Genomic DNA, 26,620 nt, shown 5'->3' with positions numbered 1-26,620 from the left:
CCGGGCGAGGACTGACCGACCCGGAACTCGCTTCGACGGTACCGCGCCAGGGGCCGAAACGCCGCGCGTACCGCCGCGTTGTGTCTACGCCGGTGGCGAACGCACGGTAGCCCGGCGTTTTCCGGCCCCACTGACAGCACCGCCGAAGCGAAACGGTCCTGGTCAGACGCCGGCCGGAACCGGGGTCTTGAGCGTCTGCAGGATGTCGTCGATCAGGCCGTACTCGATCGCCTGGTCGGCGGTGAGGAACTTGTCCCGCTCGATGTCTCGCGAAACCTCCTCGTGCGACTTGCCGCTGGCCTCGGCGAGCATCTTCTCCAGCAGCGAGCGCAGCCGCAGGATCTCGTTGGCCTGGATCTCGATGTCGCTGGACTGCCCGTAGGTGCCCTCGGTGGCCGGCTGGTGGATGATGATCCGGCTGTTCGGCAGCGCGAGCCGCTTGCCCGGCGTACCGGCGGCCAGCAGCACCGCGGCGGCCGAGGCGGCCTGGCCCAGGCAGACCGTCTGCACGTCCGGCTTGATGTAGCGGATCGTGTCGTAGATCGCGGTCAGCGCCGTGAACGAACCACCGGGCGAGTTGATGTAGATGCTGATGTCACGGTCGGAGTCCATCGCCTGCAGGCACAGCAGCTGCGCCATCACGGCGTTGGCGATCTCGTCGCTGATCGGCGTACCGAGGAAGATGATCCGGTCCTCGAACAGCTTCGTGTACGGATCGATCCGGCGCATGCCGTACGACGTGCGCTCCTCCCACTGCGGGATGAAGTAGTTCATGCTCGTGTCCTTACTTGTCGCGGGGGAGGTCAGGAGTTCGGGCTGCCGCTGCTCAGCTGAGCGGCGCTGGCCACGACGTGGTCGATGAAGCCGTACTCCTTCGCCTGGTCCGCGGTGAACCAGCGGTCCCGGTCGGCGTCGGTCTCGACCTGCTCGAGCGGCTGGCCGGTGTGCTCGGCGATCAGCTTGAACAGCTGCGCCTTGATGTGCAGCGACTGCTGGGCCTGGATCTTGATGTCGGAGGCCGTACCACCCATGCCACCCGACGGCTGGTGCATCATGATCCGCGCGTGCGGCAGGGCGAACCGCTTGTCCTTCGCGCCGGCGCAGAGCAGGAACTGGCCCATCGAGGCGGCCAGGCCCATCCCGACCGTGGCGACGTCGTTGGAGATCCACTGCATGGTGTCGTAGATCGCCATGCCGGAGTCCACCGAGCCACCCGGTGAGTTGATGTACAGCCAGATGTCCTTGTTGGGGTCCTCGGCGTTGAGGAGCAGCATCTGAGCGCAGATCGCGTTCGCGTTGTCGTCGCGAACCTCCGAGCCCAGGAAGATGATCCGGTTGCTCAGCAGGCGCTGGTAGATGTGGTCGTCGAGTCCGCCGGATCCGTTGCCGCCCGCGGCGGTGGGGCTGGCTGCAAATGTCTCGTTCACGAAGCCGACATTACTGGTCCCCGACGACAGACCTAAGGCTGGTAGGCACCTGTTCGCTCACGGCGCACGCCATCTGCCCTCAGCTAACTCAGGAATGGAGGTCTTGAGGCCGGCCGCGGGGTGATGTATCGGCCCCCACCCGTACTCACTCGACGGGCCGGCGCGTCGCGCCCACCCGAACCACTCGGCGGCGGCGCAGCTTGGCGAGGTGAACCCGCGTGGGTCGCGCGGTGATGTATTAGCGCCCACCCGTGGCCAGCGTGCTTGCCGCAGGGACCGCGTCGAGGCTAGGCCGGGCCCGTGCGCCGTGCAGACCAGAACCAGGCGAGCACCAGCAGCGCGGCCGCCACACCCATGACGCCCGCCCGCCCGTTCGCAGTACCGGCCCGACGCCCCAACACTCTGACGTTGGCGGGCCGAGCGACAGGAGGTGTCCGCCCTCGCGGCGGCTCGCGGCGGCTCGCCAAGCGTGCGCGGTGCCGCCGAGGCGGGATACCTCCTGTCGCTCGGCACAGAATCAGCCGCCAACCCACGCATCGGAGGGGTCAAGCGAGACAGCACGCGCTTCGTAGTACCGGGGACAACGACGACGGCCCCGGATCCGGGGGGATCTGGGGCCGTCGGGAGTGGCTGGGGTGGGGTCAGGCCTTGGCGGGCTCTTCCTCGGCCGGGGTGTCGGTGTCGGCTTCGGCGGCCTCCGGGTCGGCGTACGTGCCGTCCGGCTGCAGGGTCTTCAGCTCGACCACGTTGCCGGAGGCGTCGGTGATCTTGGCGTTCTCGACCAGGTGGGCCAGCGCCTTGCCGCGGACGACCTCGGAGACCAGGCTCGGTACCAGGTTGTTCTCGACGGCGTGCTGGGCGAACTGGTCCGGGCTGACGCCGGAGCGCTGCGCGTGCCGGACGATGTGCTCGGTGAGCTCCTGGTCGTTGACGCTCAGCTCCTGCTGCTCGGCAACCAGGTCGAGCACGAACTGGGCCTTGATCGCGTCCTCGGAACGCTTCTTCAGGTCCTCGTCGAACTCTTCCTCGGTCTGCTCCTCACCCTCGAGGAACTGCGCGAACGTCATCCCGGAGTACCCGAGCTGCTGCTCCAGGTTCTCCTTGCGCGCCGCCAGCTCGTCGGTCAGCAGGCCCTCGGGGACCGGCACGTCGACCAGGGTCAGGATCTTCTCGAGTACTGCGTCGCGCGCGTCGCCGGCCTGCTCGAGACGCTTGCCGCGCTCCAGGCGCGCCCGCACGTCCGCCTTCAGCTCCTCGGCGGTGTCGAACTCGGACGCGGTCTGCGCGAAGTCGTCGTCGAACTCCGGCAGCTCCTGCTCCTTGACCGCGGTCACGGTGACCTCGACGTCGACGTCCTCGCCCTTGAGCTCACCGCCGACCAGCTGGGTCACGAAGGTCTTCGACTCGCCGGCGTTCAGGCCGATCACGGCCTCGTCCAGGCCGTCGAGCAGCTGACCGCTGCCGACCTGGTACGACAGGCCGGTGGCCTGCGCCTCCTCGATCTTCTCGCCGTCCTTGGTGGCCGACAGGTCGATCGTGATGAAGTCCTTGTCGGCGACCGCGCGCTCGACCGGGTTCAGCGAACCGAACCGCTGGCGCAGCGCCTCGATCTGCTCGTTCACCTCGTCGTCGCTGATCGCGATGTCCTCGACACCGGCCTCGAGACCCTCCAGGTCCGGCAGGGTGATCTCCGGGCGGACCTCGACCTCGGCGGAGAACTGCAGGCTCTCCTTGTCGTTGAACTCGGTCACGTCGACCTCGGGCCGGCCGATCGCCTTGACCTGGTTGTCCTGAACGGCCTGCGAGTACAGCTTCGGCAGCGCGTCGTTGATCGCCTCTTCGAGCACCGGCCCGCGACCGACCCGCTGGTCGATGACCTGCGGCGGGATCTTGCCCTTGCGGAAGCCCGGTACGACGATCTGGCTGCCAATGCTCTTGTACGCCGCGTCGAGGCTCGGCTTGAGCTCCTCGAACGGCACCTCGACGATGAGCCGGACCTTAGTCGGGCTCACGGACTCGACGGTGCTCTTCACGGTGGCGGTTCTCCTTGGTCGGTGACGTTCACAGCCGTGGCCGGACAGGCCACGCTGCACGGTGCTGCAGGGGTTTGTCGGGGCGACAGGACTCGAACCTGCGGTCTCCTGCTCCCAAAGCAGGCGCGCTAGCCACTACGCTACGCCCCGCAGTGACCGCACGAGTCTAGTGGACGCGGACCAGTGCTCGCGCCCCCACCCCCTCCCGGCATCCAGTTTGAGACCTGGCCCGGCGGTGTGGAATCATGTCCCCGCCCACCCAAACAGGGCACCGCGGGTGTAGCTCAATGGTAGAGCCCCAGTCTTCCAAACTGGCTACGCGAGTTCGATTCTCGTCACCCGCTCCAACGGCAAAGGCCCAGGTCAGAGGCAACATCCTCCAGCCTGGGCCTTTCGCTTGCGTGAACCGCTCCCCCGCCCCGGGCAATTAGCCGGTCACCCCCGGCCGCATCATCGTCGTCATCGGGCTTACTCGCCCGTGCGACCACCTCGTTCCCCCCGGCCCGCGATCTCCCGAGCCCGCTCGTCAGCGTTGTGCCAATAGCTGAGAGCTGCCCGCATTGTCGACTGCCCATCCGCTGAATCAGGTCCTTGGTCGAGCGCCACTCATCGCAGCAGGGTGGCTACCCTCTCCGCTTTGAATAGCATCTGGCTATGTCGCGTGGGAATGAGCGGACCTCGGAAGATCGTCAGTCACTCGACGGCTTCTCTGCGCGTCTCGACGCCATGGTTGAAGAGCGCCTCGCCGAGTATCGGCGTACCAACGTCTACGTCTTCGACATGTTCATCGACGCCGACGACGATTCGACAGATGAGCCGCCCAACCTGTGGGTTGCACGCGACCACTACACCGGTGAACTGATCCAGCGGCTGACAGGGCCCGAGCTGGACGTCTTCTACGCCGAGCACAACGATTGGGTCGAATACAGCGGACTGGTCGACGAATTGCAGGACCGACTCAAAGAAGAGCCGTAGCAAAACGTCAAGGCACCGGGCTGACGAACGAAGCGCGCACCATGCGGCGGGCTCTCTGCGACTTGGCTCCTGTGGATCAAGATCGCGCCCTCGGCGCGCCACCACCCGCATCAAGAGCGCCTCAGGTGCCCTATCAGGCACTGACCATCAGCGCGAGGTGGTGAAGCCCTCGGACAGATCCAGGGGAAAGGGCGAGCCGGGGCAGTCTGGAGTCCATCCGTGTTCAAGGCCTAGCCGAATGGCGCGAGCAACGTCGGACGGCAGGACTGCTTTGGGCATCGCACACACCCAATTGCTGGGATGCGGGTGGTTCGTCTTGACGACCAGCACCGATCCTGGCTGATCGGCCCGCTCGACCGCATAAGTGCAGGGTGACCAGGCGAGGCCCTGGCCGTAGGTTGGCCGCCTGCGCAGCCGCCAGCGGTACGCAGCACCGTCGACCACGATCTCCCGGGAACCTTTCCGGCCCAACGCCATACGCCCCTCCGCACCGCCTGATCTACACGTCCATCGTCTCAGCTGTCCCCGGAACCTTCAGGACGTGTGCCCTCCACGTGCCCCTAACGGTCGGTCGATCCTGGTCACTCACGGGGTCCAGCGCGCATGAACTTCACGCGTCGAGATCTCGTCCGAGCACGCCGTCGGCCGCCCTTCCAAACTGCCCGCTGGACATTCGGGTTCGTAGGGCGCTGGTTCTCGTTCTGGTGACTCGTGCCTGTGCCGCACGTCCACGGGCCACCGCAAAGTGAGTGGAAAGCGAGTGGAAAGTGGGGGTGGTTAGCGTCGGGGGGTCTGGATGGCGGCTTGGCGGAGGGAGATTTGGTGCGGCTCATCGGGAGCAGGTTGAAGTCGGTGTTCGGGGTGTTGGTGCTGGCGGCCGCGTTGCTGGTGACTGTGGGGATCACTCAGTGCGAGTAGCTACTAGGGTGCTGCAGGGTGTGGGGTGCGGGCGGGGAGCGGCAGAGCGTAGGCAGAGTGGTTGTCGGCGGGCTTTGTCTTGCTGCGGCTGGACTGCTCGTGTTTGTGGGGTTCTTTCTTCCTACGCATGACTATGCGGGGCTCGGGGATCCTGTTCTCGACAGGATCGTGTCTGACGATGCGCGTGATGCGACGGCGGTGCTGGCGGTGGCGTCGGTGGTTTTCGCCGGTACTGCGATGACGGTGATCAGGTCGTGCAAGTCCGCCATCGCGTGTGCTGTGGTTCTTGCGCTCGGCGTGCTCAATCTTGTCCGGGTCGCGCAGTACTACTGACGAACCGCGCTCACGCCTTCGGGCAGATAGCCTCCGGGGATGACGTTGAGGGCCAGCCGGCTGATGACATCAACGTTCCTGGTCCGCGACGGACAGGTCCTACTGCTCTACCGGAAGGGTTCGCGCGCGATCGACGACTCTTGGGTGGGTGTTGGTGGCCACCTCGCAGGCGCCGAGATCGAGGACCCCACGGCCGGAGTCCTTCGGGAACTGGAGGAGGAGATCGGTGTGGTCCCTAACCAGTTCTCTGACCTTGCCCTGCGGTACGTGGCTCTGCGAGACACCGGGACCGAGCTTCGCCAGACCTACTACTTCACCGCCACCCTTCGGCCCGACGTACTGGTTCCAGCAGAGTGCGCCGAGGGTGATCTCCGGTGGTTCGATCTGACGTTGGACCCCACGGACCTGGAGATGCCGCCGACCGCCCGCCTCGCTTTCGCCCACTGGCTGAGGGACGGCCGCCATGACGCAGTACTGCGGTTCATCCTGCTCGCCGCAGATGGTCAGCGGATCGGCCCGTCCTGACGACCGACCGCGGGGCTTCCCATGACCTGGGCGGCTGCGAGCATCGGGGATATGAGTTTCAGGTCGCCGGTCCTGCGCGCAATCACCGAGGACGGCGGGCGGTGGGACGATCCGTCCGAGGATCTGCTGTTCGATCTTTTGCTGGACATCGAGAACGGGTCGGGGAGCTTCCTGATCGTCGAGCGGACCAGTGATCCGCATAAGCAGACCTACGCGCAGGCAGCACGGCGCGACGACGGGTCGTACGTCGTCGAACACCGCGAAGGCAGCGCCGAGCGCCACTACGGCACCGAGGTCGCCGACATGCGCACTGCCCACAAACTCCTGACCGGATGGGCATTCGACCTCCCCGCTTGGGACGACGAAGTGCAGTGGACGCCGGTACGCCTCTGACGCGAGAGCTGGAACCCAGACTCATCGAGAGGTGGCCTGAGCTCGCTCGCCAGCTCAGAGACGCGCTCAGTCGCGATGGCGAGGGTCTCTTGGCGAGTCAGGTGGACGAGCTGCGCATTCTCGAGATGTGTACCTGTGGTGGCGACTCCTGTCAGAGCTTCTACACAGCACCAATACCAGCGGGCGGATACCCGCCGGATCAGCACCGGAACTGGTACCCGGGCGACGGCCGACCGGGATGAGACGGCCAACTGATCCTCGATGTTGTCGATGAGCGCATCACCTTCGTCGAGGTCCTTGACCGCCCGCCGCTCGATTGACCCGGCGACGTCCGACTGAAGCGACCCGAAATCGGTGGCGCGCGCTGGGAGACTCGTGGTGTGGCGGACGTGTATGTGTTCGAGATTGAGGACATCGACTCTGACTGGTGGGTGTCCGAGGTCGCTGTGGTGGCTGAGAGTCGCCAGGAGGCGTATCGGCGGCTTCGGGATGCCGGATTGCACAAGAAGCAGGTTGGGAACGCAGGTAGGCCGGTGCGGGTAGAAGCGGTCGGCGGGTGGGCGTTGCTGGCGGACGATTCGGGGGCGGTGGTTCAGCGGCAGGGGGACTGTGACGGCTGGGGGCCGTGGGAGCGGGTGGGGGCGGGGGTGTCGCTCGACTGGCGGGGCAGTGGGGAGGGCCGGTTGGGGCGTTCTCGGCGGTGAGGGGTGGCGTTAGCGGTAGCGCTGGATTTTGGTAAGCGCTTCCGCTACTGGGGGGTCGAGGTTAGAGTGCCGCGCTTAAGGGAAGGCGGTGGTTGGCCGTCTGAGGGGGTTTTGGATGTTGTTGCGGTCGAAGTTGGTTGCTGTTGTTTGTGCGGTGGTCTTGGTGCCGGTGGTTGCGGTGCAGGTGATGGCGGCTGATCCGCCTCCGCACCTGGGTGAGGGGGTGGCGGTCGGCGCCAGGGCTGTGGCTGATCCCGCGGTTCGGATCCGGCAGGCGACCAGCTCGTACTACGTGACGTCGTACGGGCAGCCGGATGAGGTCTCGCCGGAGCCGTGGGAGATCCTCAGCGCCACCAACGGCGCGGTGGTCCGGACGGTTCCGCGGGTGGGGGACGAGGCGCCGGCCTTGGTGGGTAAGTACGTGGTTACGCCAGCGGCTGATCAGGTCGCTTTTCGGGATGTTGCTACCGACGTGGTCAGTCAGGTCGCCGTCCCGGCAGGGGCTACCTACCAAGGCGCCTATGCCGGTGGGATTCTGCTGGCTCGCGCGGGTGACAGTTCGTTTGCGCTGCGGTCTGTCGACAACACCGAGAAGCCGGTGACTGGCGTGGTGTTCGGCGATCCGGTCATTCTTGACAGCACCGCCAGCGCGATTCTGATCGGCGTCGGCGGCCACCTCTACGTGGTGGACACAGCGACCGGTACTGCGGCCGCGGTGGCGACGCTGACCGCGAACCCGGGCTGGGCGGCACTCACGCCCAACCGAGTGCTTTGGCAGACCGGTGCGACCACCGACTCCAGGACGGTTGGCTGGAAGCAAGGGGCGACGACCGGGTCGGTGGTGGTGCCCTCTGGGCAGCCGCTGCTCACGGTTGGCGACGACCTCGCAGTACGCGTGCCTGAGTCCAAGCAGTTGACCAAGATCGCGGTCAACGGCGGTGCTGTCACCCCCAACTTCGTCACGGGCGTCCATGACGCAGCGGACCTCGGCAACGGGCGTCTGCTGGTCAGTGCGCAGAGCAAGATCGCCAGTGTCGGTGCGGACGGCGTACTGACGACGGTCAAGGCCACGCCCGCCTTCGCGGCTCAGGTCAGCGGTGTAGGGATGTCAGGCGCCCGTGTGGTGACGGCGGACTACCAGCCCGACCACGGCGTCTACGAGACAACCACCAACGGCACAACCTGGTCCTCACTGAGCGCCAGCAACTCCACCAAGCCGCTGCAAGTGGAAGGAACCACCCTGGTGACCTACCAGGGCGGCACTGCCCGAGTGCGCGGCTCTGGAGGCGACCTGACCTTCCCAGCGACCGACGAGGTGGTCCTGGGCAAGGGCGGCAAGCTGGTCTCGCACCGTACGCCGGATGCCGCCACCGCCGCGGTGTACGACGTCGCAACCAAGACGAAGCTGGCCGACTACGCAGTGCCCTTCGCCCTGGCCGACAGCTCGGTCTGGAAGGTCACTGAGCTCGGGGTGCTCACCGGCAAGGACCTCAGCACTCAAGCGACCAAGACGATCGCAGTGGCCAGCGGCTGCACGGTCGCCAACGACAGGGTCAACGGTCGCTGGGCTCTCCTCACTGGCTGCGCCGGCGGCAACCAGGTAGTCGACATCAAGGGTCCCGAGGCGCCCCGCAACCTGGCAGTCGGTGCAGACGCCCAACTGGGCAACGGATTCGTTGTACAGAGCGCAGTAGGTGAGAACGGCGTCAAGGAGCTGCTGGTCACGGACCTCAACGACCAGGGCTTCGGTCAGCGCCGCTACGGACCGATCGACGGCCGGCTGCAGGCCGCCGGCTTCAGAACAGACGGCGCTGGTGGCGCCAAACTCATCTACGCCGACACGGACGCCCGCCCGCGCATCGTCAGCCTCACCTGGCTGGCAGCCGACCCGCAGCAGCGGCCCGACACCACTGCGCCTGTGCTGACCAGTGCGAGTGCCGGCGAGCGGCTGCGGGACAACACGAGCCTGTCGTTCGAGTGGGCGTTCACGGACCCGCAGGACCCCAACGCTCCGGCGACCGGGGTGCAGTCCTACGACCTCCGCATCCAGCAGCGGCCGAACCGCACTTCGCCGTACGGCGCCTGGAACGAGGTGCCGGGCTGGCAGGGAATCAGGACGACAGGCGCCAGCTACTCGGCGGCCCCCGGCACCGACACCTGCTGGCAGGTTCGCGCTCGCGACTACGCCGGCAACCTGAGCACCTGGAGTACGTCGTACTGCAGCGAGGTCGACGGTGTCGCACCGGTGGCCGTCACGCTGAGGATCAGCGACCGGGTCTTCCTCGGTACGCCGGCCTCGGTCCGCTGGGCGTACAAGGACGAGACCTCGGTCGCGACGTACGACGTCGTCTACAAGATCGCGCCGGCCGGATCTGCTTTCGGCAAGTGGATGTACCCAGAGGCCTGGCAGAACACCCAGCTCACGTCCATCTCGTGGGCGCCACGGCTGGGCCTGGACGAGTGCTTCATGATCCGCGCCCGCGACGTCCTGGGGAACGTGTCCGCCTGGTCGCCACAGCTGTGCTCAATGGCGCCGCAGGACGACCGGGCCCTGGTGTCCGCCGGCACGGTCACCCGGGCGACCAGCACGCTCGCGTTCCAGGGCACCACCTCGGTCCTCAAGGCGAGCGGCGCCTACCTGACCAAGACCGGTGAGGCGGGCCTGCGGATCGCGCTCGTCACGATCAACGGCCCCGGCCAGGGCAAGGTCGACGTCTACCACGCCAACATCAAGATCGGCACGGTCTCGCTGGCGGCGACCACTACCGCGCGCAAGGTGACCTACCTGCCGATCACCCCGTTCCGCTCCGGCGCCGTCAAGATCGTCTCGACCTCCACGGCCCCGGCCGTCATCGACGGTGTGGCGTTCCTGAGGATCTGATCTATAACGGAACGTAATCAGAGTGAGCCCCGTCACCGCCCGGTGGCGGGGCTTGCTCATTGCAACAAGTGGTAATTCGGCACCGCGGGCCGGAATTGCCAGGACAAGCGCTTACCGCCTAGGCGATACTGGAAAGTGCGCCGTTTTCCGGTCGCGCAGACACGTCCTGACCATTCCGTGCCGAGCATGTTGGGAAGTGCGCCCCTCCAGATGCCCTCCGAGCAACCTGTCCAAGCGCCGTCCATCGCAGCCCCTTCCACCCGTCTCACTCCCCGGCGGAGCCAGAATCTCTGGCGACTCCGCCCCTACCTCCGCCCCCACAAGTGGCGCCTGCTGCTGATGTTCAGCACGGCGATCCTGGGCGTAGGCGTCAGCCTCTCCGTCCCGCTGGTCACCCGGGCGATCATCGACGGCCCGGTCACCCGCCGCGAGATCGACCTCCTCCTCCCCCTCGGCCTGCTGGCCCTCGGCCTGAGCATCGGCGAGGTCCTGCTGGTCTGGGTCCGCCGGTGGGCCCAGTCCCGCACCGTCAGCGACCTCGAGGCCGCGCTCCGCAACGACCTGTACATCCGGCTGCAGTCCCTCCCGGCGGAGTTCCACAGCCGCTGGCAGAGCGGCCAACTCCTGTCCCGGGTCACCACTGACCTGTCCACCATCCGCCGGTTCATGGGCTTCGGCCTGTTGTTCCTGGTGATCAACACCCTGCAACTGGTGGTCGTCACGTTCCTGCTGCTGCGGCTGTACTGGCCGCTCGGCATCGTCGTCCTGGTCGCCGCCGCGCCGATCATCGTCGTGTCGCTGAAGTTCGAGAAGAAGTACCTGGCGATCTCCCGCCGGGTGCAGGACCAGCAGGGCGACCTGGCCACCCGGATCGAGGAGTCGGCCGTCGGCTTCCGGGTGATCAAGGCGTTCGGCCGCCGTGAGCACGTCAAGAAGCAGTTCGACGACGGCGCCGTCAAGCTCTACGAGACGTCGGTCGACAAGGTCCGGCTGGCGTCGCGGTTCTGGACCTTCCTGGAGGTGATCCCGAACCTGACGCTGGTGATCGTGCTGCTGCTCGGCGCGCTCGCCGTCGGCCGGGACGCCATCACGCTGGGCACCCTGGTCGCCTTCATCACCTTGATGCTGTCGCTGATCTGGCCGGTCGAGTCGCTCGGCACCATCCTGGCGATGGCGCAGGAGGCGATGACGTCGGCGGACCGGATCAGCGAGATCCTGGACACCCGGTCCACCATCACCGACGGTCCCGACGAGCTGGTGAACCCGCGCGGCCACCTGGTCTTCGAGAACGTCAGCTTCCGGTACGGTCCGGACTCCGCCGACGTCCTGCACGACATCAACCTCGACCTGGCCCCCGGTACGACGCTCGCCCTGGTCGGCGCCACCGGTTCGGGCAAGACCACCCTGACCGCCCTGGTCCCCCGCCTGTACGACGTCACCGGCGGCCGGATCCTGATCGACGGGCACGACGTCCGCGACCTCACCCTGCGGTCACTGCGCAGCGCGGTCGCGTCGGCGTTCGACGACCCGACCCTGTTCTCGATGAGCGCCCGCGAGAACATCACCCTCGGCCGGCCCGACGCGACCGACGCCGACGTCCAGCAGGCCCTGGAGATCGCCCAGGCGACCTTCGCCAACGACCTGCCCTGGGGTCTGGAGACCCGGGTCGGCGAGCAAGGCATGTCGCTAAGTGGTGGCCAACGGCAACGACTCGCGCTGGCCCGCGCAGTACTGGCCAGGCCTGCGGTGCTGGTGCTCGACGACACGTTGTCGGCGCTCGACGTACACACCGAGGCGCTGGTCGAGGAGGCGTTGCGGAACGTGCTCGCGGCAACGACCGGCATCGTCGTCGCCCACCGCGCTTCGACGGTGATGCTGGCCGACCAGGTCGCGCTGCTCGAGGGCGGCACGATCACGCACGTCGGTACGCATGCCGAGTTGCTGGCGAACGTACCGGCGTACCGGACGTTGCTGGCGGCGGAAGAGGAGGAGGTGCACGCATGACGACCACTCAGCACACACCTCAACCTGCGGAACAGCCGCCGGCCGAGGAGTCCTGGCGCGGTTACGCGGAGGACGATCCGGACAGGGAGTTGTCGAAGGCAACCACCCTGCGGCTCAAGACGCAGTCGCGCAAACTGCTCGGCGAGCTGCTCCGGCCGTACAAGAAGATGATCTGGCTGCTGGTCGCAATCGTCGTGGTCGAGAACGGCGCCCGGCTCGCGGTGCCGTACCTGGTCCACCTCGGCATCGACAAGGGCATCCCGCCGATCCTGGCCGGGAAGGGCACCTCGACGCTGGTCGAGATCGTCCTGGTGGTGTTCGCGATGGCGATCCTGCAGGCCGTCATGCGGCAGATCTTCCTGATGCGGTCCGGGCGGCTCGGCCAGACCATCCTGCTCGGCCTGCGCCGGCGGGTGTTCGACCACTTCCAGCGACTCAGCCCGTCGTTCCACGACAAGTACACCTCGGGCCGGGTGATCTCCCGGCTGACCTCCGACGTGGACGTCATCGACGAGATGCTGGAGACCGGGTTCGACGGTCTGGTGACCGCGATCCTGACCCTCGTCGGTACTGCGATCCTGCTGCTCACCCTCGACGTCCGGCTCGGCCTGCTCGCCCTGCTGTCGTTCCCGGCGCTGTTCCTGCTGACGGCCTGGTTCCGGAAGCGCTCGTCGATCGTCTACCGGCGGACCCGCGAGGCCGTCGTCCTGGTGATCGTCCACTTCGTCGAGTCGATGACCGGTATCCGCGCCGTCCAGGCGTTCCGCCGGGAGCCGCGCAACGAGGAGATCTTCTACGGCGTCAACGACAAGTACCGCGAGGCGAACCTCGAGGCGTTCCGGATCAACGCGATCTTCATGCCGTCGATCAAGGGCGTCGGCAACATCACCATCGTCGCGATCCTCGCCTACGGCGGGTACCAGGCGTACCACGGCCACGTCACGGTCGGGGTGCTGACCGCGTTCCTGCTCTACCTGCGGCAGTTCTTCGAGCCGCTGCAGGACATCTCGCAGTTCTACAACACCTTCCTGTCCGCGAGTGCCGCGTTGGAGAAGCTGTCCGGCGTACTCAACGAGAAGCCCGACGTCGCCGAGCCGGTGAAGCCTGCCAAGCCGCCGGCTCACACCCGTGGGCATCTGGAACTGCGCGATGTGCGGTTCCAGTACGTCGACGGGGTGCCGGTGCTGCCCGGGCTCGATCTCGACGTACCGGCCGGGCAGACGCTCGCGCTGGTCGGTACGACGGGTGCGGGCAAGACCACGATCGCCAAGCTGGTGGCGAGGTTCTACGACCCGACCGGCGGACACGTGCTGCTGGACGGGATAGATCTGCGCGACCTGACCGAGGACGATCTGCGCGAGCGGGTGGTGATGGTGACCCAGGAGAACTTCCTGTTCACCGGCTCGGTCGCCGACAACATCCGGTTCGGCAAGCCGGGCGCGACGATGGACGAGATCGTCGAGGCGGCCAAGGTGATCGGCGCGCACGACTTCATCACGGCGCTGCCCGAGGGCTACGAGACACCGGTCGCCAAGCGCGGCAGCCGGCTGTCGGCGGGCCAGCGGCAACTGGTCGCGTTCGCCCGGGCGTTCCTGGCGGATCCGGCGGTACTGATCCTGGACGAGGCGACCTCCAGCCTCGACATCCCCAGCGAGCGGCTGATCCAGCGCGCGCTGCGCACCATCCTCGACGACCGCACCGCGATCGTCATCGCCCACCGGCTGTCCACGGTGGAAACCGCCGACCGAGTCATCGTCCTCGAACACGGCCGCATCATCGAGGACGGCGCGCCCTCCACCCTCATCACCACCGGCGGCAACTACGCCAACCTCCACCAAGCCTGGGAAGACTCCCTCGCCTGATTCGTCCCACAACCGCCCCGCACCTGCCTCAGGTGCGGGGCGGTTTCTCATGGGATGAGGAGGACTTTGCCGGTGGTGGTTCGGGATTGGAGGGCGGTGTGGGCGGCTAAGGCTTCGGCTAGGGGGTAGGTGGCGCCTAGGTGGGGTTTTAGGGTGCCGGTGGTTACGGCGGTGAAGAGGGTGGTGGCTCGGGTGTGGAGGTCTTTGGGGGTGGCTACGAAGTGGCGGAGGGTGGGGCGGGTGATGGTCAGGGAGCCGGCTGGGCCTAGGCGGGAGAGGTCGAAGGGTGGGACTGGGCCGCTGGATTGGCCGTAGAGGACCAGGGTGCCGCGAGGTCTTAACGAACGCAGGGAATCTTCGAAGGTGGCGCGGCCTACGCTGTCGTAGACGGCTGCGGCTCGTCCGGCTGCCAGGTCGGCGAAGTCTTTGTAGCCGACTGCGTGGTCGGCGCCGGCGTCCAACGACAGCGCGGCCTTCGCGGGGCTGGAGACCGTGGTGATGACCTCGGCTCCGGCGGCCTTCGCCAGTTGGGTCAGGAGCAAGCCGACTCCGCCCGCTCCAGCATGGATGACGACCAGGTCGCCAGGCTGTACGGCGTACGAGTCAGTGATCAGGTACTGCGCGGTCAGCCCCTGCAGCAGGATCGTGGCGGCCAGTTCGTGGCTGACCGAATCCGGGATCGGGATCACCTTCCAGGCCGGCGCGACCACCTCATCGGCGTACGACGACTGCACGCCCTGCCAGCAGACGCGTTGACCGATGCGCAGCTCGGTGACATCCGGGGCGACCTCCGTGATCCTCCCGCTACCCTCACCGCCAGGCACGTACGGGAACTCCCGCGGATACACACCAGTCCGCTCCTGGATGTCGAGATAGTTCACCCCGATCGCCGCCACCTCGATCCGCACTTCCCCTTGCTGCAAAGGGATCGATGGCAGTTCGACCAGCCGCAGAATATCCCGGTCGACCGCCTTGACGACCCTCACCGGTGGAACTCCTCGACAACTCGCCGGACCCGCTCCCCCGCCGCGAAGTCGGCGAGGTCATGCGGATGCTCGCCCCGAACAGCCTCAGCAAACAGCGACAACCGCGTCACCTCGGAGCCCTGCTCCCCAGTCTGCTCGACCAGCCGCCAATCGTTGCCCTCGGCCACAAAGAGATCGCGCCAGGCCGACAACCGACAAGACTGCCTGGACCCGCGCAGGATCCACTCATAGGTCTCCGGCCCCGCAGCACCGACGATCCCGGTCAACTGCACCGGTACGTCGCCCGCCTTCAGCAACCCGTACGCCGCCGCCTCGCTCGCCGCACCGCGATGCAGCAACTCGACGTGCTGAGCCTCCAGCGGCCCAACCAGCCGATCGGTCAGGTAGGCGAAGTGCGAGAACACCTCCCGCACAAAACCACCCTGCTCCCGCCCAGCCACCCAGGTCGCGTCAGCCTGAAAGCCCCGCGGCCAGACCGGGAAGGCCAGCCGGATCTCCACCCCGAGCACGTCACCGACACGCCCGTCCGCGATCGCCTCCTCGACGTACCGCGTCGACAGCCGGTCCGACAACGAGAAGTTCACCGCCGCGGCCCGACCTGACGAGGCGGCAGCCGCCAGCATCGCCGCCGCGTCAGCATCGGACACAGCCAGCGGCTTCTCACAGAACACCGCCTGCCCCGCCTCGAACGCCGGTACTGCGAACGCCGCGTGCGTGGCCGGCGGCGTCGCGATGTAGACCGCGTCGACGTCCTCGGCGCCGATCACGTCGCTCGCCGTCGTACTGAACGCGACCTCGGGGTGCTGGGCCTGCAGCTCGTTCACCGTGCTGGGCGCGAGGTCGACCGCGTGAGTGACGGTGAAGTCGGGGTGCTCCAAGGCGGTGGTGAGCAGGTGCCGGCCCATGGCGCCGAGACCGACGATGCCCAGGCGGATCGGTGGTGTGGTCATGGCCACCAGTCTGGCGTGGCCAACATCATCCAGTCCATCTACTCTTTACGCATGAAACCGTTAAGCCATGACTTCATGGACGACCTGCGCAGACTCCGCGTCCTGCGCGAGTTCCGCGAGCGTGGCACGGTGACTGCCACAGCGGAGGCGCTGCACCTGACGCCCTCCGCGGTGTCCCAGCAACTCGCGGGCCTCGCACACGACCTCGGCTTCCCCATCACCCGCAAGGACGGCCGCCGGATCGTGCTGACGCCGCGTGGCGAGGCGCTGCTCAGCCATGCGGATGCGGTCTTCGCCCAGCTCGAGCACGCGCGGCACGACCTGCAGACATTCGACGAGACCCTGCGCGGGACGGTCCGCATCGGCGCCTTCTCGACAGCTTTGGCGGGTTTGTTGCCCACGGCCCTGGACAGGCTGACCGCTGACTACCCCGACCTGGTCGTCTCTATCCGCCAGAGCGAGCCGCCAGAACTCTTCGACCAACTGGATGCCGGCCGTCTGGACATCGCGATTGCAGTGGCGTTCGGCGGCTCTCCGACGGTTGGCGATCCGCGCTATCACCGGGTCGAACTGGGGGCCGACGTATTGGACGTCGCAGTACCGGCTGGTCATCCACACGCCGCTGACGCGAGCATCGACCTCCGGGACCTTGCGACAGACTCATGGATCACCGGCTCCCCCGGCGGTTGCTGTGCTTCCATCACGGCTACCGCTTGCGCCGCCGCCGGCTTCACCCCCGACATCCGGCATCACGTCGACGACTGGCTGGCCGTCACCCAACTAGTTGCCCACGGCCACGGAGTGGCTCTCCTCCCCCGGCTGGCGCAGCAAAACCTCCCAGCCGGCCTCATCGTCCGCCCGGTAGCCAACCAACAACCGTGCCGCCACCTCTTCGCCGCAGTACAGGAAGGCGCCCAAGGTTCACCACTTCTTCAGGCGGTCCTCACTCACTTGCAAACAAGGTAGACCCGTCCGCCCCGGTGAGGAGCTGAGCGACGCGGCCGACGGGTTCGTGATCGCCGACGCGGTCCGGTTCCGCCGCCAGCTGTAGAACTGTCGGCGGCCATCGCTACCTTGACTTCATGTTGACTGCGTTGGCTATCGAGAACTATCGGTCGTTGTTGCGGCTGGTGGTGCCGTTGCGGCGGCTCAATGTGGTGACCGGGGCCAACGGGACTGGGAAGTCGAGCTTGTACCGCGCTCTGCGGTTGCTGGCTGATGCCTCGCGCAACGGGGCTGTGGCCGCCTTGGCCCGGGAGGGTGGGTTGCCGTCGACCTTGTGGGCCGGGCCGGAGAACGTGTCGAAAGCCGTACGGCGGGGCGAGCAGCCGATCCAGGGGACGGTGCGGACGAAGGCGGTCAGCCTGCGGATGGGGTTCGCGTCCGACGACTACGGCTACGCGATGGACTTCGGGCTGCCACAACCGCCAGCGGGGGCGTTCGCGCTCGACCCGGAGATCAAGCGGGAAGTGTTGTGGGCCGGGCCGTTCTTCCGGCCGGCCGCGTTGCTGATGGACCGTCGGGCGGGCGGCGTGCGGATTCGCGGCGACGACGGCGAGTGGGAAGACGGCGGCCATGCGCTGCAGCCCTTCGACAGCATGCTCAGCGAGTTCGCCGACCCACGCCGTGCGCCGGAGTTGCTCAGTGTGCGTGAGCGGATCCGATCATGGCGGTTCTACGATCACCTGCGCACCGATGCCGACGCGCCCGCGCGCCAGGTCCAGGTCGGCACTCGGACGACCGTGCTGGACCCCGACGGCGCCTCGGTGGCCGCTGCCCTACAGACGATCCGTGAGATCGGTCCGCGCGGCGGGCTCGACGAAGCCATCGACAACGCGTTCCCCGGGAGTCGGCTGGAGGTGCGGAGCGAGGCCGGGCGGTTCGAGCTGGCATTCCATCAGCACGGCCTGCTGCGCCCGCTGTCGGGGGCGGAGCTCTCCGACGGGACGCTCCGCTACCTGCTCTGGGTGGCCGCGCTGCTGACGCCGAGGCCGCCGACACTTCTCGTCCTCAACGAGCCCGAGACCAGCCTCCACCCCGACCTGTTGCCCGCCTTGGCGAATCTCGTCGTCACCGCGGCCCGCAGTACTCAGGTCATCGTCGTCACGCACTCCCGCCCGTTCCTCGCCGCCCTGCAAGCCGGATCGGACGAGACCAAGGTGGACCTGCAGACCCTCGAACTGGTGAAGGAGTTCGGCCAGACGACTATCGCGGGTCAGGGCCCTCTGGACGAGCCGGCGTGGAAGTGGCCGTCGCGCTGACCTCGTCCTTGACGCTTTCGAACCGGACCAGGACCAGCGCGCCGATCGCGGTCAGCACGAAGCCACCCAGCGCACCGGCGTACCAGCCGGAGCGGACGGCGTCGTCGAGGACCAGTACGCCGACCGCGGCCGGCGTGATGGTCTGCAGAGCGATCATCGGAGTCGTTGCCAGCGTCACCGAACCGCGTTGCAGAGCGAGTGAGTAGAGGACGAACGCGAGCGCGCCCGAGATGGGCAGCGTGTACGTCGTCGGGCTGGCGAGCAGTTCGCCGATCGAGCCGTCCTCGAGCAACCTGGCCGAGATCGCGACACCGGCGTACCCGAGTCCGGCGAGCAGACCGAGAAGAGCGGTCGCCGTGCCATGTTGTGAACGGCTCGCGAGACCACCCAGTACTGCGATGCAGACCAGCCCGACGATCAGGCCGACCGTCAGTCCGTGATGACGTGCGCTTTCGCCCGCGTGACCGGCCGATACCGCGAGCAGGCCGAGCCCGACGCAGACGCCGACTACGGCCGACCACTCGATGGCACTCAGTTGGTCGCTCATCAGCCGCGTCGCGAGCAACGCGGTGACGACCAGACTCGCCGCGATCCCCGCCTGGGCCAGGTAGAGCGGCAGGAGTCGCAAGGCGACGAAGTGCAGCCCGAAGCCGACCAGGTTGAGCACCAGCGCGCCCAGGAAAGCGGGCTGCCGCAACAAGGCGACGACGAAACCGGCGAGCCGGCGCGGGTCGAGCTCCGAACTGGTCGGCACCTTGCGCGAGCCGACCGCCTGCAGGATCGCGGCGATACCGAACAGGACGGCTGCCCCCAGGGCGGCGGCCAGACCAAGAACCACTGTCAGGCGGCCTTGCGTCTAGGAGCCCAGAACGTGAGGTAGAGGCTGAGCCCGCCGTAGTACACGAGATAGGCCAGCGAGATGGCGACCACGATCGGGCTCGGGTTCGGCATCTGGGCCAGCAGGACGGCGTACGCGGCGAGCCAGATCACGGTAGTGATCAGGTTCATCGACCGGAACACCTTGGTCCGCGACGGGTAGACGTACTTGACCGGGACGAAGACCAGGATCGAGCAGGTCAACAGGATCACACCGGTCGCGGTCGGGCCGAGGCCGAGCACCACGACGTAGAACGCGACGACGTTCCAGTAGCTGGGGAAGCCGAGGAAGAAGTGGTCGTCGGTCTTCGCGTCGGTCCGGCAGAACTGGTAGCTGGAGGCAAGCAGCGGCAGGGCGGCCAGGGCCGCGCCGATGAAGCCGTTCGGCAGGTAGCCGCCGGTCCACAGCAGCACGATCGGCGCGAACGCGTACGTCAGGTAGTCGACGATGTTGTCGAGCATCGCGCCGTCGAACCACGGGATGGTCTCCTTCACCCGGAGCCGGCGGGCGATCATCCCGTCGGTGCCGTCGATCCAGAGAGCGGCCAGCCCGAGCCACAGGGCCCGGACGGCGTCACCGTCGATCGCCGCGATGACGATCAGCAACGCGAGCACCGTTCCGCTCGCGGTATAGGCGTGCAGTGCAAGTCCGGCCAGACGCAACCGCGTCGACCCGACGAACGGTTCCCGCACCGCGTCGTGTGTGGTCAGCAGAACTCCCAGAACTCGGGCCAGGCCGGCGCCGCGCGCCGGGTTACCGCGGTCAGCGTCTCACAACGCGGGTGCTCGGTCCGCGACCGCATACCATTCCGCGGCGAGCGGCCCGGTGACCGGCTCGTCCTAGCTCACCGGCTCCAGCAGGAAGAGCGGGATCAGTCGCTCGGTCTTGCGCTGGTACTCGCCGTAGTTCGGGAACACCTCGACGGCCCGTTCCCACCAGACGCCGCGCTCGTCACCGGTGAGCTCGCGGGCCGTCATCTCGCGCGTTTCGGTGCCGTCCTGGACGGTGAGCTTGGGGTCGGCCTTCAGGTTGTAGTACCAGACCGGGTGCTTCGCGGCGCCGCCGTCCGAGCCGACCGCGACGTACCGGCCGTCGTGCTCGACGCGCATCAGCGGCACCTTGCGGATCTTGCCGGTCTTCGCGCCGCGCATGGTCAGCAGGATGATCTCCTGGTGCTTGCTGAACTGACCGGCCCTGGTGTCGCCGGCCGCCTCGATCTTGCTGACGGCGTTCCGGACCCACCCGGTCGGGCTGGGCGCGTAGTCCTCAGAGGTTGACATATCACCATCCTGCCACCCCGAGGGTCTCAGCGGTGGCGGGCGAGCTGGGCGCGGGCGACTCGGGTGGCGCGTTCGCGTTCCATCCGGCGGCGCGGGTCGAGGTGGTCCGGGAGGGTCGCGGGGCCGGCGACGTGGAGCAGCAGCCAGGTCAGGCGCCAGCGGATCCGGTAGACCAGGCTCAGGCCGGCGTTCTTGTCGTTCATCGAACCCCTTCGCGATGGTTGGTGTGGCAATAGTTTGTACACCAATTGATAGTGTAGCGGCATGGCTCAGGAATCCGAAGAGGTGGACCTGCTGAAGCTCGACCGTCAGGTCTGCTTCGCGCTTGCGGTCGCGTCCCGCAGCGTGATCGCGCTGTACCGTCCACTGCTGGAGCCGATGGGGCTCACCCATCCGCAGTACCTGGTGATGCTCGCCCTGTGGGAGGAGTCGCCGCTGTCGGTCAAGCAGCTCAGCAACCTGCTCCAGCTCGACCCGGGCACCCTCTCCCCGCTACTCAAGCGTCTTGAGGCCGCGGGCTACCTCACCCGCCAGCGCGACCCGCGCGACGAACGCTCCCTGGCCGTCCGCCTCACCGACTCCGGCCAGGCACTCCGCACCGAGGCCCTGAAGATCCCGCCCGCGATCATCGACCGCCTCTCCATGCCCCTCAAAGACCTCGAAGCCCTCCACAAATCCCTAACCCGAGTAATCACCGCCGCCACCTGATGCGCGTCGCCGCCTACCAGGTCCCGGAGTACCGGCTCGACGTCGACTCGGCCCTCCGCGCAATGGACATCTGCTTCGACCTGCAAGTTCCCCGACGGGATCGCGGAGCTGACGCGGCAGGGTGCGACGTGGTGCTCTGCCCGTGCAACAACATGATGCGGCGAGCTGTCGCGGCGCAGTACAGGGAGCTTCATCACCCGATCCGGCAGCTCCGCGCGCGGGAGAGCGGCGTGTGGATCGTGAGTGCCGATGTCACCGGGCCTGCGGACGCCGAGCGGGTTTGCTACGGGCCGACCTCGGTGATTGATCCGGCTGGGACGGTGGTCGCGCAGGTCCCGCTGCTGACGGAAGGCCGAGTCGTGGTCGAGCTCTAGGCGGTGCATTCCTGGAGTTGGGTGGCGGTGGCTATTTTGCCTTCTATCCAGCGGCGGCGGAGGAAGTGGGCCTTGAGGAGGCGGTGGACGCCGTCCAGGACGACCAGGCGGCCGCGGTAGGCGACCAGGTGGATCGGGAAGTCGAGGTCGGCGTCCATCACGCGTTCGTAGTGCGGGCGGAAGTTCATCGGGGTGGCGGCGACCTGGTTCGGGGTGACCTTGAAGCGTTCGCCGTTCAGCTGCCACAGCGGCAGGTCGAACATCCACAGCAGGTCGGCGACCTCGATCGGTTCGACCCGCAGGTCGAGGGCCCACAGCTTGCCCAGTTGCCAGTGGGTCTGCGGGAAGACCTCCCGCAGCGGCTCCGGCGTCATCGCCAGCAGTTCGTCGAACGACACGTCCGGCGCGCTTCGGTCGGCGCCGCTGTCCACCCCATCGATCGTCACGACCGAGCAGGCTACGCCATCAAGCGGGCGACCACGACGACGTTGCTCAGGTAGGTCCGGCCGTTCCAGTCCTCGCAGGTCACGAGCACGAGCCGGCCCGGCCCGCTCTGGTCGAACAGCTCCGCCGCACTCCGGGCCAGCGCCTGCTTCCGGTACGTCGAAACGCCGGCGACGCGGTAGTTCAGCACCCCTCGCGAGGTACTCACCTCGATCCGGTCGCCGGCCCGGAGCCGCTCCAGCTCGTCGAACGCGCCACCTCCGGCGTGCACGGTGTGACCCGTGATCACCGCCGTCCCGCGGAGCGCTCCTGGCCGTACCCCTCCGGACCACCAGCCCACGTTCTGCGGATTCGACGGCGGCGTCAGCGCACCCCCTTCCACCCCAATAGCCACCACCGGCGCAACCACGCCCAGTCGCGCGATCACCACCTGATTCGGCCGCCCCGGCGAAACCGCCCTCCGCCCCGCAGCAGAAGATGCAGCCGGTACTACGCCTGCCGCCTGCGCCGCCTCGGGCACGGCATCCGATCGCCCCGGCGCGGCGCCGACATCGCCGCCAGCGCTGCGGCCGCTGGCACCAGAGCCGGTGCCCACGCCATCTCCGAAGCCGGCGCCGTTGCCGATCTCGGCACCAAAGCCGGTGCCATTGCCAGTGCCGCGGCCTGCGCCGGCGTCCGTGCCGGGGTTGGACAGTTGGAGCCAGGTGCCTCCGATTGCCAGAACGAGTCCGGTCATCACCAGCAACCCGCTCCAGCGAATCGGTGCACCCCTCCCACGGTGGCGCCCGCTGCTCACCGGGACTCTCCTGAGCGCGGCCACCCGGCGCGGGCGCCGGAGGAACTCGGCTCTCTCGAGCTCCGTTCTCCGGCGCGGGCGCCGGCTGTGCTCGTCACGGCCGTCGGCTCACAGGCTGTGCTTGCCGCGGCGTCTGAGGAGTAGGACCGCGCCGGCTGCGAGCAACAGGCCGCCGGTTGTCAGCAGGGCTCCTCCCACGGCCTTCATCGGTCCGGAGGAGCGTTCGGTCGACGGATCACCGGCGAGGCCGGCTTCCACCTCGGTCGGGACCGCTGTGGCGTGGGTCGGCTCGGCGGTCGTCTCGTGCGTAGCGGTGGTCTCCGGTACGCGAGTCGTCGGACGCGTCACCGGCGGCTTCGTCGGCTTGGTCGTCGGCGGCTTGGTCGTCGGTGGCTTCGTTGTCGGCGGCTTTGTCGTCGGCGGCTTGGTCGTCGGCGGTTTCGTCGTCGGCGGCTTCGTCGTCGTGCAGCCCTCCACCCAGAAGACCTTGAACTTCTTGTCCGCGCCGATCGAGCCGTCCGCCTCGATGCTGAGCTTCACGTGGTAGCCCTGCTGAGGATGCGGCGGGCCGGTGAACTTCAGCGTGTAGGTCACCCGCGCGTCGAGATCGTTGCCGCCACCCGCGGCGTCCTCGCCGATGAACGGCGTCAGGTCCCCCGACACGACCTGCAGGCCGCCGTCACTCGTCGGCGCCTGGTCCTCGAAGCTGACCTTCGCCGTGTAGTCGGGGTTCTGGTCGTAGTTGTAGAACTCGACCAGGAACGTGCAGCCCTGATGTGGCTTGTTGTTCGGCATGTCGTCGATGTCGACGCCCTCGACCTTGATCACGCCGTTGTTGCCCGGTGGATCGGCGGCGCGTGCGTTGCTGGGGGCAACATTCGCGGCCGCGCCTGGCGGCAGCACCAGCGCCGCGCTGCCCAGCATCAACGTGAAGACTCCGGTGGCGGCTGCCACGCCTGCCAACCGACTGCGACTACCCGACAAAGCGATCATGACGATGCCTCGGATCACGAGAAGGACAAGGAGTTCCTCTCAGCAGTATGCTCCGATCGTTGCCTGAGTCAACTACTGGGCGTAACGATTCGGTTCTTGATCGTCAGCCGGTCTTACGCTGTGTACGCCTTCAACTGGCGCAGTACGGCGGAGCGGCGGCGGCGCGACGGCTTCTGCTGACCGGTGCGATCCGCCTGCATCTCGGTGATGACCAGGTCGGCCGGATTCATCTGCCGGTGGATCACGACGATCGCCGAATCGTCCCCCGGGCCGCCGATCTCGGTCACCAGCTCGGCGGCGGCGCCTTTGAAGCCGTGGGCAACGAGTCGTTCCGCGTGACCCGCCAACCGGTCCGTGCCCTGGCCGATGTCGCGGCGCGGAGTCTCCACCATGCCGTCGCTGTAGAGGAACAGCGCGTCGCCCAGCTTCAGCTGACCGCGGTTCACGGTGAAGTCCGGATGCTCGACCAGTCCGAGCAACGGCCCATCGGCGTCCCGGGTCAGCCATCGTCCCGACCACGCGTCGAACTGAATGGCCGGCGGATGACCAGCAGTCCGTACTTCGAACTCGCCCGTGCGCAGGTCGACCGCGACGTGCACGACGGTGGCGAAGTCGTCGTTCCAGTCCTGCCTGCGCAGATAGTGGTTCGCGGCCGGCAGGAAGTCCTCCACCGGTACGACGCCGAGCAGCCCGCCGAACGCGCCGGACAGCAGCAGCGCGCGCGTCCCGGCATCGATTCCCTTGCCCGAGACATCGACCAGTGCGATCTCGAGCACCTCGTCGCCGCGCGTCGTGGAGACCACGAAGTCGCCGGAGAACGATGCGCCGCCGGCCGACCGGATCGCCTGCTCGGCCCGCCAGCCGGCCGGCAACGCGGGCAGCTCCCCCTGGGCCGTCAGCGTGTCCCGCAGTTCCATCAGCATCGTCTCGCCGCGGGTGCCCTGGACGCCGAGCCGGCTGCGCACCTTCGCGCCGGTCAGCACGATCCAGCCGATCAGGCCGAGCACGATCACGAAGCCGGCCTTGGGCAGGTTCGCGGCGCGCTCGGACACGACGTACGAGCCGATGGCCAGGGTGCAGAAGGTCAGCAGGACCAGTGCTCGGAACCGCAGCAGCAGGCCGCCGAGCAGCAGAGGTATGACGAGGATCGAAGTGGGTATGAAACCCGGCATCGCCAGTGCGGCGGAACTGACCGTGGCCGTCAAAGCCAGCAGACCGACGAAGGCCAGCTGGTGTGACTGGCGCGCGCGCCGAAGCAACGACTCGGCTCGCCGGCCGACCCGTCGTAGAACAGCGTTGCCGCCACCGCCGCCACTCATGGTGAGAAGAAGATAACGGCACCAACCGGTCCGCGCATCACATTGTCACAACTTGATTGCAGCCTTTTCTCGATTGAGACCGTAGCGCTCGACGTCATCATGGCCGGGGGCGCCGGGTCAGGCCGGTCCGCTGGCACTTGGGGCACCAGAAAAGGTTGCGTCCGGCCAGCAGTTCGGTCCGGATCACCGAGTCGCAGACGTGGCAGTGCTGGCCGTGCCGGCGGTACACGTAGACCTCACCGCCGTGGTCGTCGCGGCGTGGGTCGCGGCCCATTGCCTCGGGCGTGTGGTCGTCGGCGACGGTGTCGATCCGGCCGGTCTCGACGCCGTACTTCATCAGGTCGAGCAGGTCGGTCCACATCCCCTGCCACTCCTTCTTGCGGAGCAGGTGACCAGGTGTCATCGGGTGCAGCTTGGCGCGGAACAGCACCTCGGCGCGGTAGGCGTTGCCGACCCCGCTGAGCACCTCCTGGTCCATCAGCAACTGGCCGATCGGCAGCTTGCTGCGGTGGATCCGTTTCCAGGCCCGCTCGGGATCGGCGTCGTCGCGCAACGGGTCGGGACCGAGCCGCTTGATCAGCGCCTCGCGTTCGCCGTCGGTCAGGACTTCGCAGACGGTCGCGCCGCGCAGGTCGGCGTACGCGGTGGCGTTCTGCAGGCGGAGCCGGACCTGGCCGACCGGGAGCGGCGCCGGGTCGCCGGCCTCGATCCGGCCGAAGTCGACCTTGCCGATCAGGCCGAGGTGGATGTGCAGCCAGCCGGCTCCCTCGAAGTCGGCGAGGAAGTGCTTGCCGTGCGCCTCGGTCCCGCGCAGGACGTGCCCGTCGAGCCGGGCGGCGCCCTCGACGAAGCGGCCCTGGGGGCTGCTGGCCCGGACGACGCGGCCGCCGAAGTCGTCCCAGACATCATTTGCCAGCCGGTGCAGGGTGTGGCCTTCGGGCATGATTCCTCTTATGGGTCTGACGTCAGCAGGTAAGGGCCGCGGCGGGGGTACGCCGGCGACGGTGGGGACCGGGCGGTCGATGCGGGCCCGGGATGTCTCCAGGCCCCGCACCGAGCAGCCGGCCCGCAAGCAGGAAGAGTCGAAGGAGAAGGGTCAGGAGGAGGAGGGCAGCGGCGGAAGCTCGCCGGTCTCCTCGTAGGCGGACAGCATGTCGATCCGGCGGGTGTGCCGCTCCTCGCCGGAGTACTCGGTGGCCAGGAAGGTCTCCACGAACGCGGTCGCGTCCTGCTCGGAGTGCATCCGGGCGCCGACGCTGACGACGTTCGCGTTGTTGTGCAGCCGGCCGAGCTCGGCGGTCTCGGTGCTCCAGGCCAGCGCGGCCCGGACGCCCTTCACCTTGTTCGCGGCGATCTGCTCGCCGTTGCCCGAGCCGCCGACCACGATGCCGAGGCTGCTCTCGTCGGCGGCGACGGCCTCGGCTGCCCGCAGGCAGAACGGCGGGTAGTCGTCGGCGGCGTCGTAGCCGGCCGGGCCGTGGTCGACGACGTCGTGTCCCGCACTCTTGAGGTGCTGGACCAGGTGGTTCTTCAGGTCGAAGCCGGCGTGATCAGAGCCGATGTGCACTCGCATGGCC

The 26,620-nt window shown here is 67.7% G+C and carries 26 protein-coding genes and 2 tRNA genes; 12 read left to right on the top strand and 16 right to left on the bottom strand.

Features of this window, described 5'->3' with window-relative positions; all coding sequences use genetic code 11:
* Positions 1-162 precede the first annotated feature (162 nt).
* The 4 genes from AB0F51_RS19775 to AB0F51_RS19760 form a co-directional block, all read right to left on the bottom strand.
* Positions 163-807 carry an ATP-dependent Clp protease proteolytic subunit gene (locus tag AB0F51_RS19775; RefSeq protein ID WP_360282544.1) on the bottom strand — a complete coding sequence of 215 codons (645 nt, stop codon included), beginning with the start codon at positions 805-807 and terminating at the stop codon, positions 163-165.
* A complete protein-coding gene (locus AB0F51_RS19770) occupies positions 804-1,427 on the bottom strand; it encodes an ATP-dependent Clp protease proteolytic subunit (RefSeq protein ID WP_328321185.1) in 624 nt (207 codons plus the stop codon). Before AB0F51_RS19770 ends, AB0F51_RS19775 begins: the two co-directional genes overlap by 4 nt.
* Before the next feature lie 641 nt (positions 1,428-2,068).
* Complete coding sequence (gene tig / locus AB0F51_RS19765; protein WP_360281825.1) at positions 2,069-3,460, bottom strand: trigger factor; 1,392 nt, start codon at positions 3,458-3,460, stop codon at positions 2,069-2,071.
* A 77-nt stretch (positions 3,461-3,537) separates the two neighbouring features.
* Positions 3,538-3,610, bottom strand: a tRNA-Pro gene (locus tag AB0F51_RS19760).
* 123 nt (positions 3,611-3,733) lie between these two features.
* Here AB0F51_RS19760 and AB0F51_RS19755 point away from each other — a divergent pair.
* From AB0F51_RS19755 to AB0F51_RS19720, 8 genes are all read left to right on the top strand, one after another.
* A tRNA-Gly gene (locus tag AB0F51_RS19755) sits at positions 3,734-3,807 on the top strand.
* A 307-nt stretch (positions 3,808-4,114) separates the two neighbouring features.
* Entirely contained in the window at positions 4,115-4,435 is a 321-nt protein-coding gene (locus AB0F51_RS19750; protein WP_360281823.1) for a hypothetical protein, read from the top strand.
* Between the two features lie 1,086 nt (positions 4,436-5,521).
* Positions 5,522-5,686, top strand: a complete 165-nt coding sequence (locus tag AB0F51_RS19745) for a hypothetical protein (RefSeq protein WP_360281821.1) — start codon at positions 5,522-5,524, stop codon at positions 5,684-5,686.
* Between the two features lie 39 nt (positions 5,687-5,725).
* Positions 5,726-6,211 carry an NUDIX domain-containing protein gene (locus AB0F51_RS19740; RefSeq protein WP_360281819.1) on the top strand — a complete coding sequence of 162 codons (486 nt, stop codon included), beginning with the start codon at positions 5,726-5,728 and terminating at the stop codon, positions 6,209-6,211.
* A gap of 51 nt (positions 6,212-6,262) precedes the next feature.
* On the top strand, positions 6,263-6,604 hold the full coding sequence (locus AB0F51_RS19735; protein ID WP_360281817.1) for a hypothetical protein: 342 nt from the start codon (positions 6,263-6,265) through the stop codon (positions 6,602-6,604).
* A gap of 819 nt (positions 6,605-7,423) precedes the next feature.
* A complete protein-coding gene (locus AB0F51_RS19730) occupies positions 7,424-10,189 on the top strand; it encodes a hypothetical protein (RefSeq protein ID WP_360281815.1) in 2,766 nt (921 codons plus the stop codon).
* A 339-nt stretch (positions 10,190-10,528) separates the two neighbouring features.
* The gene (locus AB0F51_RS19725) at positions 10,529-12,193 is read left to right on the top strand and encodes an ABC transporter ATP-binding protein (protein ID WP_360281813.1); all 1,665 of its coding nucleotides are present in this window, start codon (positions 10,529-10,531) and stop codon (positions 12,191-12,193) included.
* Complete coding sequence (locus AB0F51_RS19720; RefSeq protein ID WP_360281811.1) at positions 12,190-14,055, top strand: ABC transporter ATP-binding protein; 1,866 nt, start codon at positions 12,190-12,192, stop codon at positions 14,053-14,055. Before AB0F51_RS19725 ends, AB0F51_RS19720 begins: the two co-directional genes overlap by 4 nt.
* A 47-nt stretch (positions 14,056-14,102) precedes the next feature.
* Here AB0F51_RS19720 and AB0F51_RS19715 read toward each other — a convergent pair whose 3' ends face one another.
* Together AB0F51_RS19715 and AB0F51_RS19710 are read right to left on the bottom strand one after the other, a co-directional pair.
* The gene (locus AB0F51_RS19715) at positions 14,103-15,041 is read right to left on the bottom strand and encodes a quinone oxidoreductase (protein WP_360281809.1); all 939 of its coding nucleotides are present in this window, start codon (positions 15,039-15,041) and stop codon (positions 14,103-14,105) included.
* On the bottom strand, positions 15,038-15,991 hold the full coding sequence (locus AB0F51_RS19710) for a Gfo/Idh/MocA family oxidoreductase (RefSeq protein WP_360281807.1): 954 nt from the start codon (positions 15,989-15,991) through the stop codon (positions 15,038-15,040). The genes AB0F51_RS19715 and AB0F51_RS19710 overlap by 4 nt, the downstream gene beginning before the upstream one ends.
* A gap of 51 nt (positions 15,992-16,042) precedes the next feature.
* Here AB0F51_RS19710 and AB0F51_RS19705 point away from each other — a divergent pair, with 51 nt between their 5' ends.
* Both AB0F51_RS19705 and AB0F51_RS19700 read left to right on the top strand, forming a co-directional pair.
* Entirely contained in the window at positions 16,043-16,957 is a 915-nt protein-coding gene (locus tag AB0F51_RS19705; protein WP_360281805.1) for a LysR family transcriptional regulator, read from the top strand.
* 116 nt (positions 16,958-17,073) lie between these two features.
* A complete protein-coding gene (locus AB0F51_RS19700; RefSeq protein ID WP_360281803.1) occupies positions 17,074-18,252 on the top strand; it encodes an AAA family ATPase in 1,179 nt (392 codons plus the stop codon).
* Here the strand turns inward: AB0F51_RS19700 and AB0F51_RS19695 are convergent.
* The 4 genes from AB0F51_RS19695 to AB0F51_RS19680 all read right to left on the bottom strand — a co-directional run bounded on the left by AB0F51_RS19695 (position 18,197) and on the right by AB0F51_RS19680 (position 20,612).
* Positions 18,197-19,090: a hypothetical protein gene (locus AB0F51_RS19695; protein ID WP_360281801.1), complete on the bottom strand. Its 894-nt coding sequence runs from the start codon at positions 19,088-19,090 to the stop codon at positions 18,197-18,199. The genes AB0F51_RS19700 and AB0F51_RS19695 overlap by 56 nt on opposite strands.
* Positions 19,091-19,092: 2 nt before the next feature.
* Positions 19,093-19,821, bottom strand: a complete 729-nt coding sequence (locus AB0F51_RS19690; protein WP_360281799.1) for a CDP-diacylglycerol O-phosphatidyltransferase — start codon at positions 19,819-19,821, stop codon at positions 19,093-19,095.
* A 147-nt stretch (positions 19,822-19,968) separates the two neighbouring features.
* Positions 19,969-20,409 carry a nitroreductase family deazaflavin-dependent oxidoreductase gene (locus AB0F51_RS19685; RefSeq protein ID WP_360281797.1) on the bottom strand — a complete coding sequence of 147 codons (441 nt, stop codon included), beginning with the start codon at positions 20,407-20,409 and terminating at the stop codon, positions 19,969-19,971.
* A 26-nt stretch (positions 20,410-20,435) separates the two neighbouring features.
* Positions 20,436-20,612, bottom strand: a complete 177-nt coding sequence (locus AB0F51_RS19680; RefSeq protein WP_360281795.1) for a hypothetical protein — start codon at positions 20,610-20,612, stop codon at positions 20,436-20,438.
* Between the two features lie 61 nt (positions 20,613-20,673).
* Here AB0F51_RS19680 and AB0F51_RS19675 point away from each other — a divergent pair, with 61 nt between their 5' ends.
* Both AB0F51_RS19675 and AB0F51_RS19670 read left to right on the top strand, forming a co-directional pair.
* Positions 20,674-21,117, top strand: coding sequence for a MarR family transcriptional regulator (locus tag AB0F51_RS19675; RefSeq protein WP_360281793.1), 444 nt, complete (start codon positions 20,674-20,676; stop codon positions 21,115-21,117).
* On the top strand, positions 21,117-21,491 hold the full coding sequence (locus AB0F51_RS19670; RefSeq protein ID WP_360281791.1) for a nitrilase-related carbon-nitrogen hydrolase: 375 nt from the start codon (positions 21,117-21,119) through the stop codon (positions 21,489-21,491). Before AB0F51_RS19675 ends, AB0F51_RS19670 begins: the two co-directional genes overlap by 1 nt.
* Here AB0F51_RS19670 and AB0F51_RS19665 read toward each other — a convergent pair.
* The 6 genes from AB0F51_RS19665 to AB0F51_RS19640 all read right to left on the bottom strand — a co-directional run bounded on the left by AB0F51_RS19665 (position 21,488) and on the right by AB0F51_RS19640 (position 26,616).
* On the bottom strand, positions 21,488-21,937 hold the full coding sequence (locus tag AB0F51_RS19665) for a hypothetical protein (RefSeq protein ID WP_360281789.1): 450 nt from the start codon (positions 21,935-21,937) through the stop codon (positions 21,488-21,490). The genes AB0F51_RS19670 and AB0F51_RS19665 overlap by 4 nt on opposite strands.
* Positions 21,938-21,948: 11 nt before the next feature.
* Positions 21,949-22,671: a class F sortase gene (locus tag AB0F51_RS19660; protein WP_360281787.1), complete on the bottom strand. Its 723-nt coding sequence runs from the start codon at positions 22,669-22,671 to the stop codon at positions 21,949-21,951.
* 168 nt (positions 22,672-22,839) lie between these two features.
* Positions 22,840-23,685 carry a hypothetical protein gene (locus AB0F51_RS19655; RefSeq protein ID WP_360281785.1) on the bottom strand — a complete coding sequence of 282 codons (846 nt, stop codon included), beginning with the start codon at positions 23,683-23,685 and terminating at the stop codon, positions 22,840-22,842.
* 152 nt (positions 23,686-23,837) lie between these two features.
* On the bottom strand, positions 23,838-25,043 hold the full coding sequence (locus AB0F51_RS19650) for a PP2C family protein-serine/threonine phosphatase (RefSeq protein WP_360281783.1): 1,206 nt from the start codon (positions 25,041-25,043) through the stop codon (positions 23,838-23,840).
* Between the two features lie 97 nt (positions 25,044-25,140).
* Positions 25,141-25,986, bottom strand: a complete 846-nt coding sequence (locus AB0F51_RS19645; protein WP_360281781.1) for a DNA-formamidopyrimidine glycosylase family protein — start codon at positions 25,984-25,986, stop codon at positions 25,141-25,143.
* Positions 25,987-26,139: 153 nt separating this feature from the next.
* On the bottom strand, positions 26,140-26,616 hold the full coding sequence (locus AB0F51_RS19640) for a ribose-5-phosphate isomerase (RefSeq protein ID WP_360281779.1): 477 nt from the start codon (positions 26,614-26,616) through the stop codon (positions 26,140-26,142).
* Positions 26,617-26,620: the final 4 nt, after the last annotated feature.

This window comes from Kribbella sp. NPDC023855, from assembly GCF_040639475.1.
GTDB lineage: Bacteria > Actinomycetota > Actinomycetes > Propionibacteriales > Kribbellaceae > Kribbella.
Note: the sequence above shows the minus strand (reverse complement) of the source record. Positions and strands in the feature narration are given on the sequence as shown.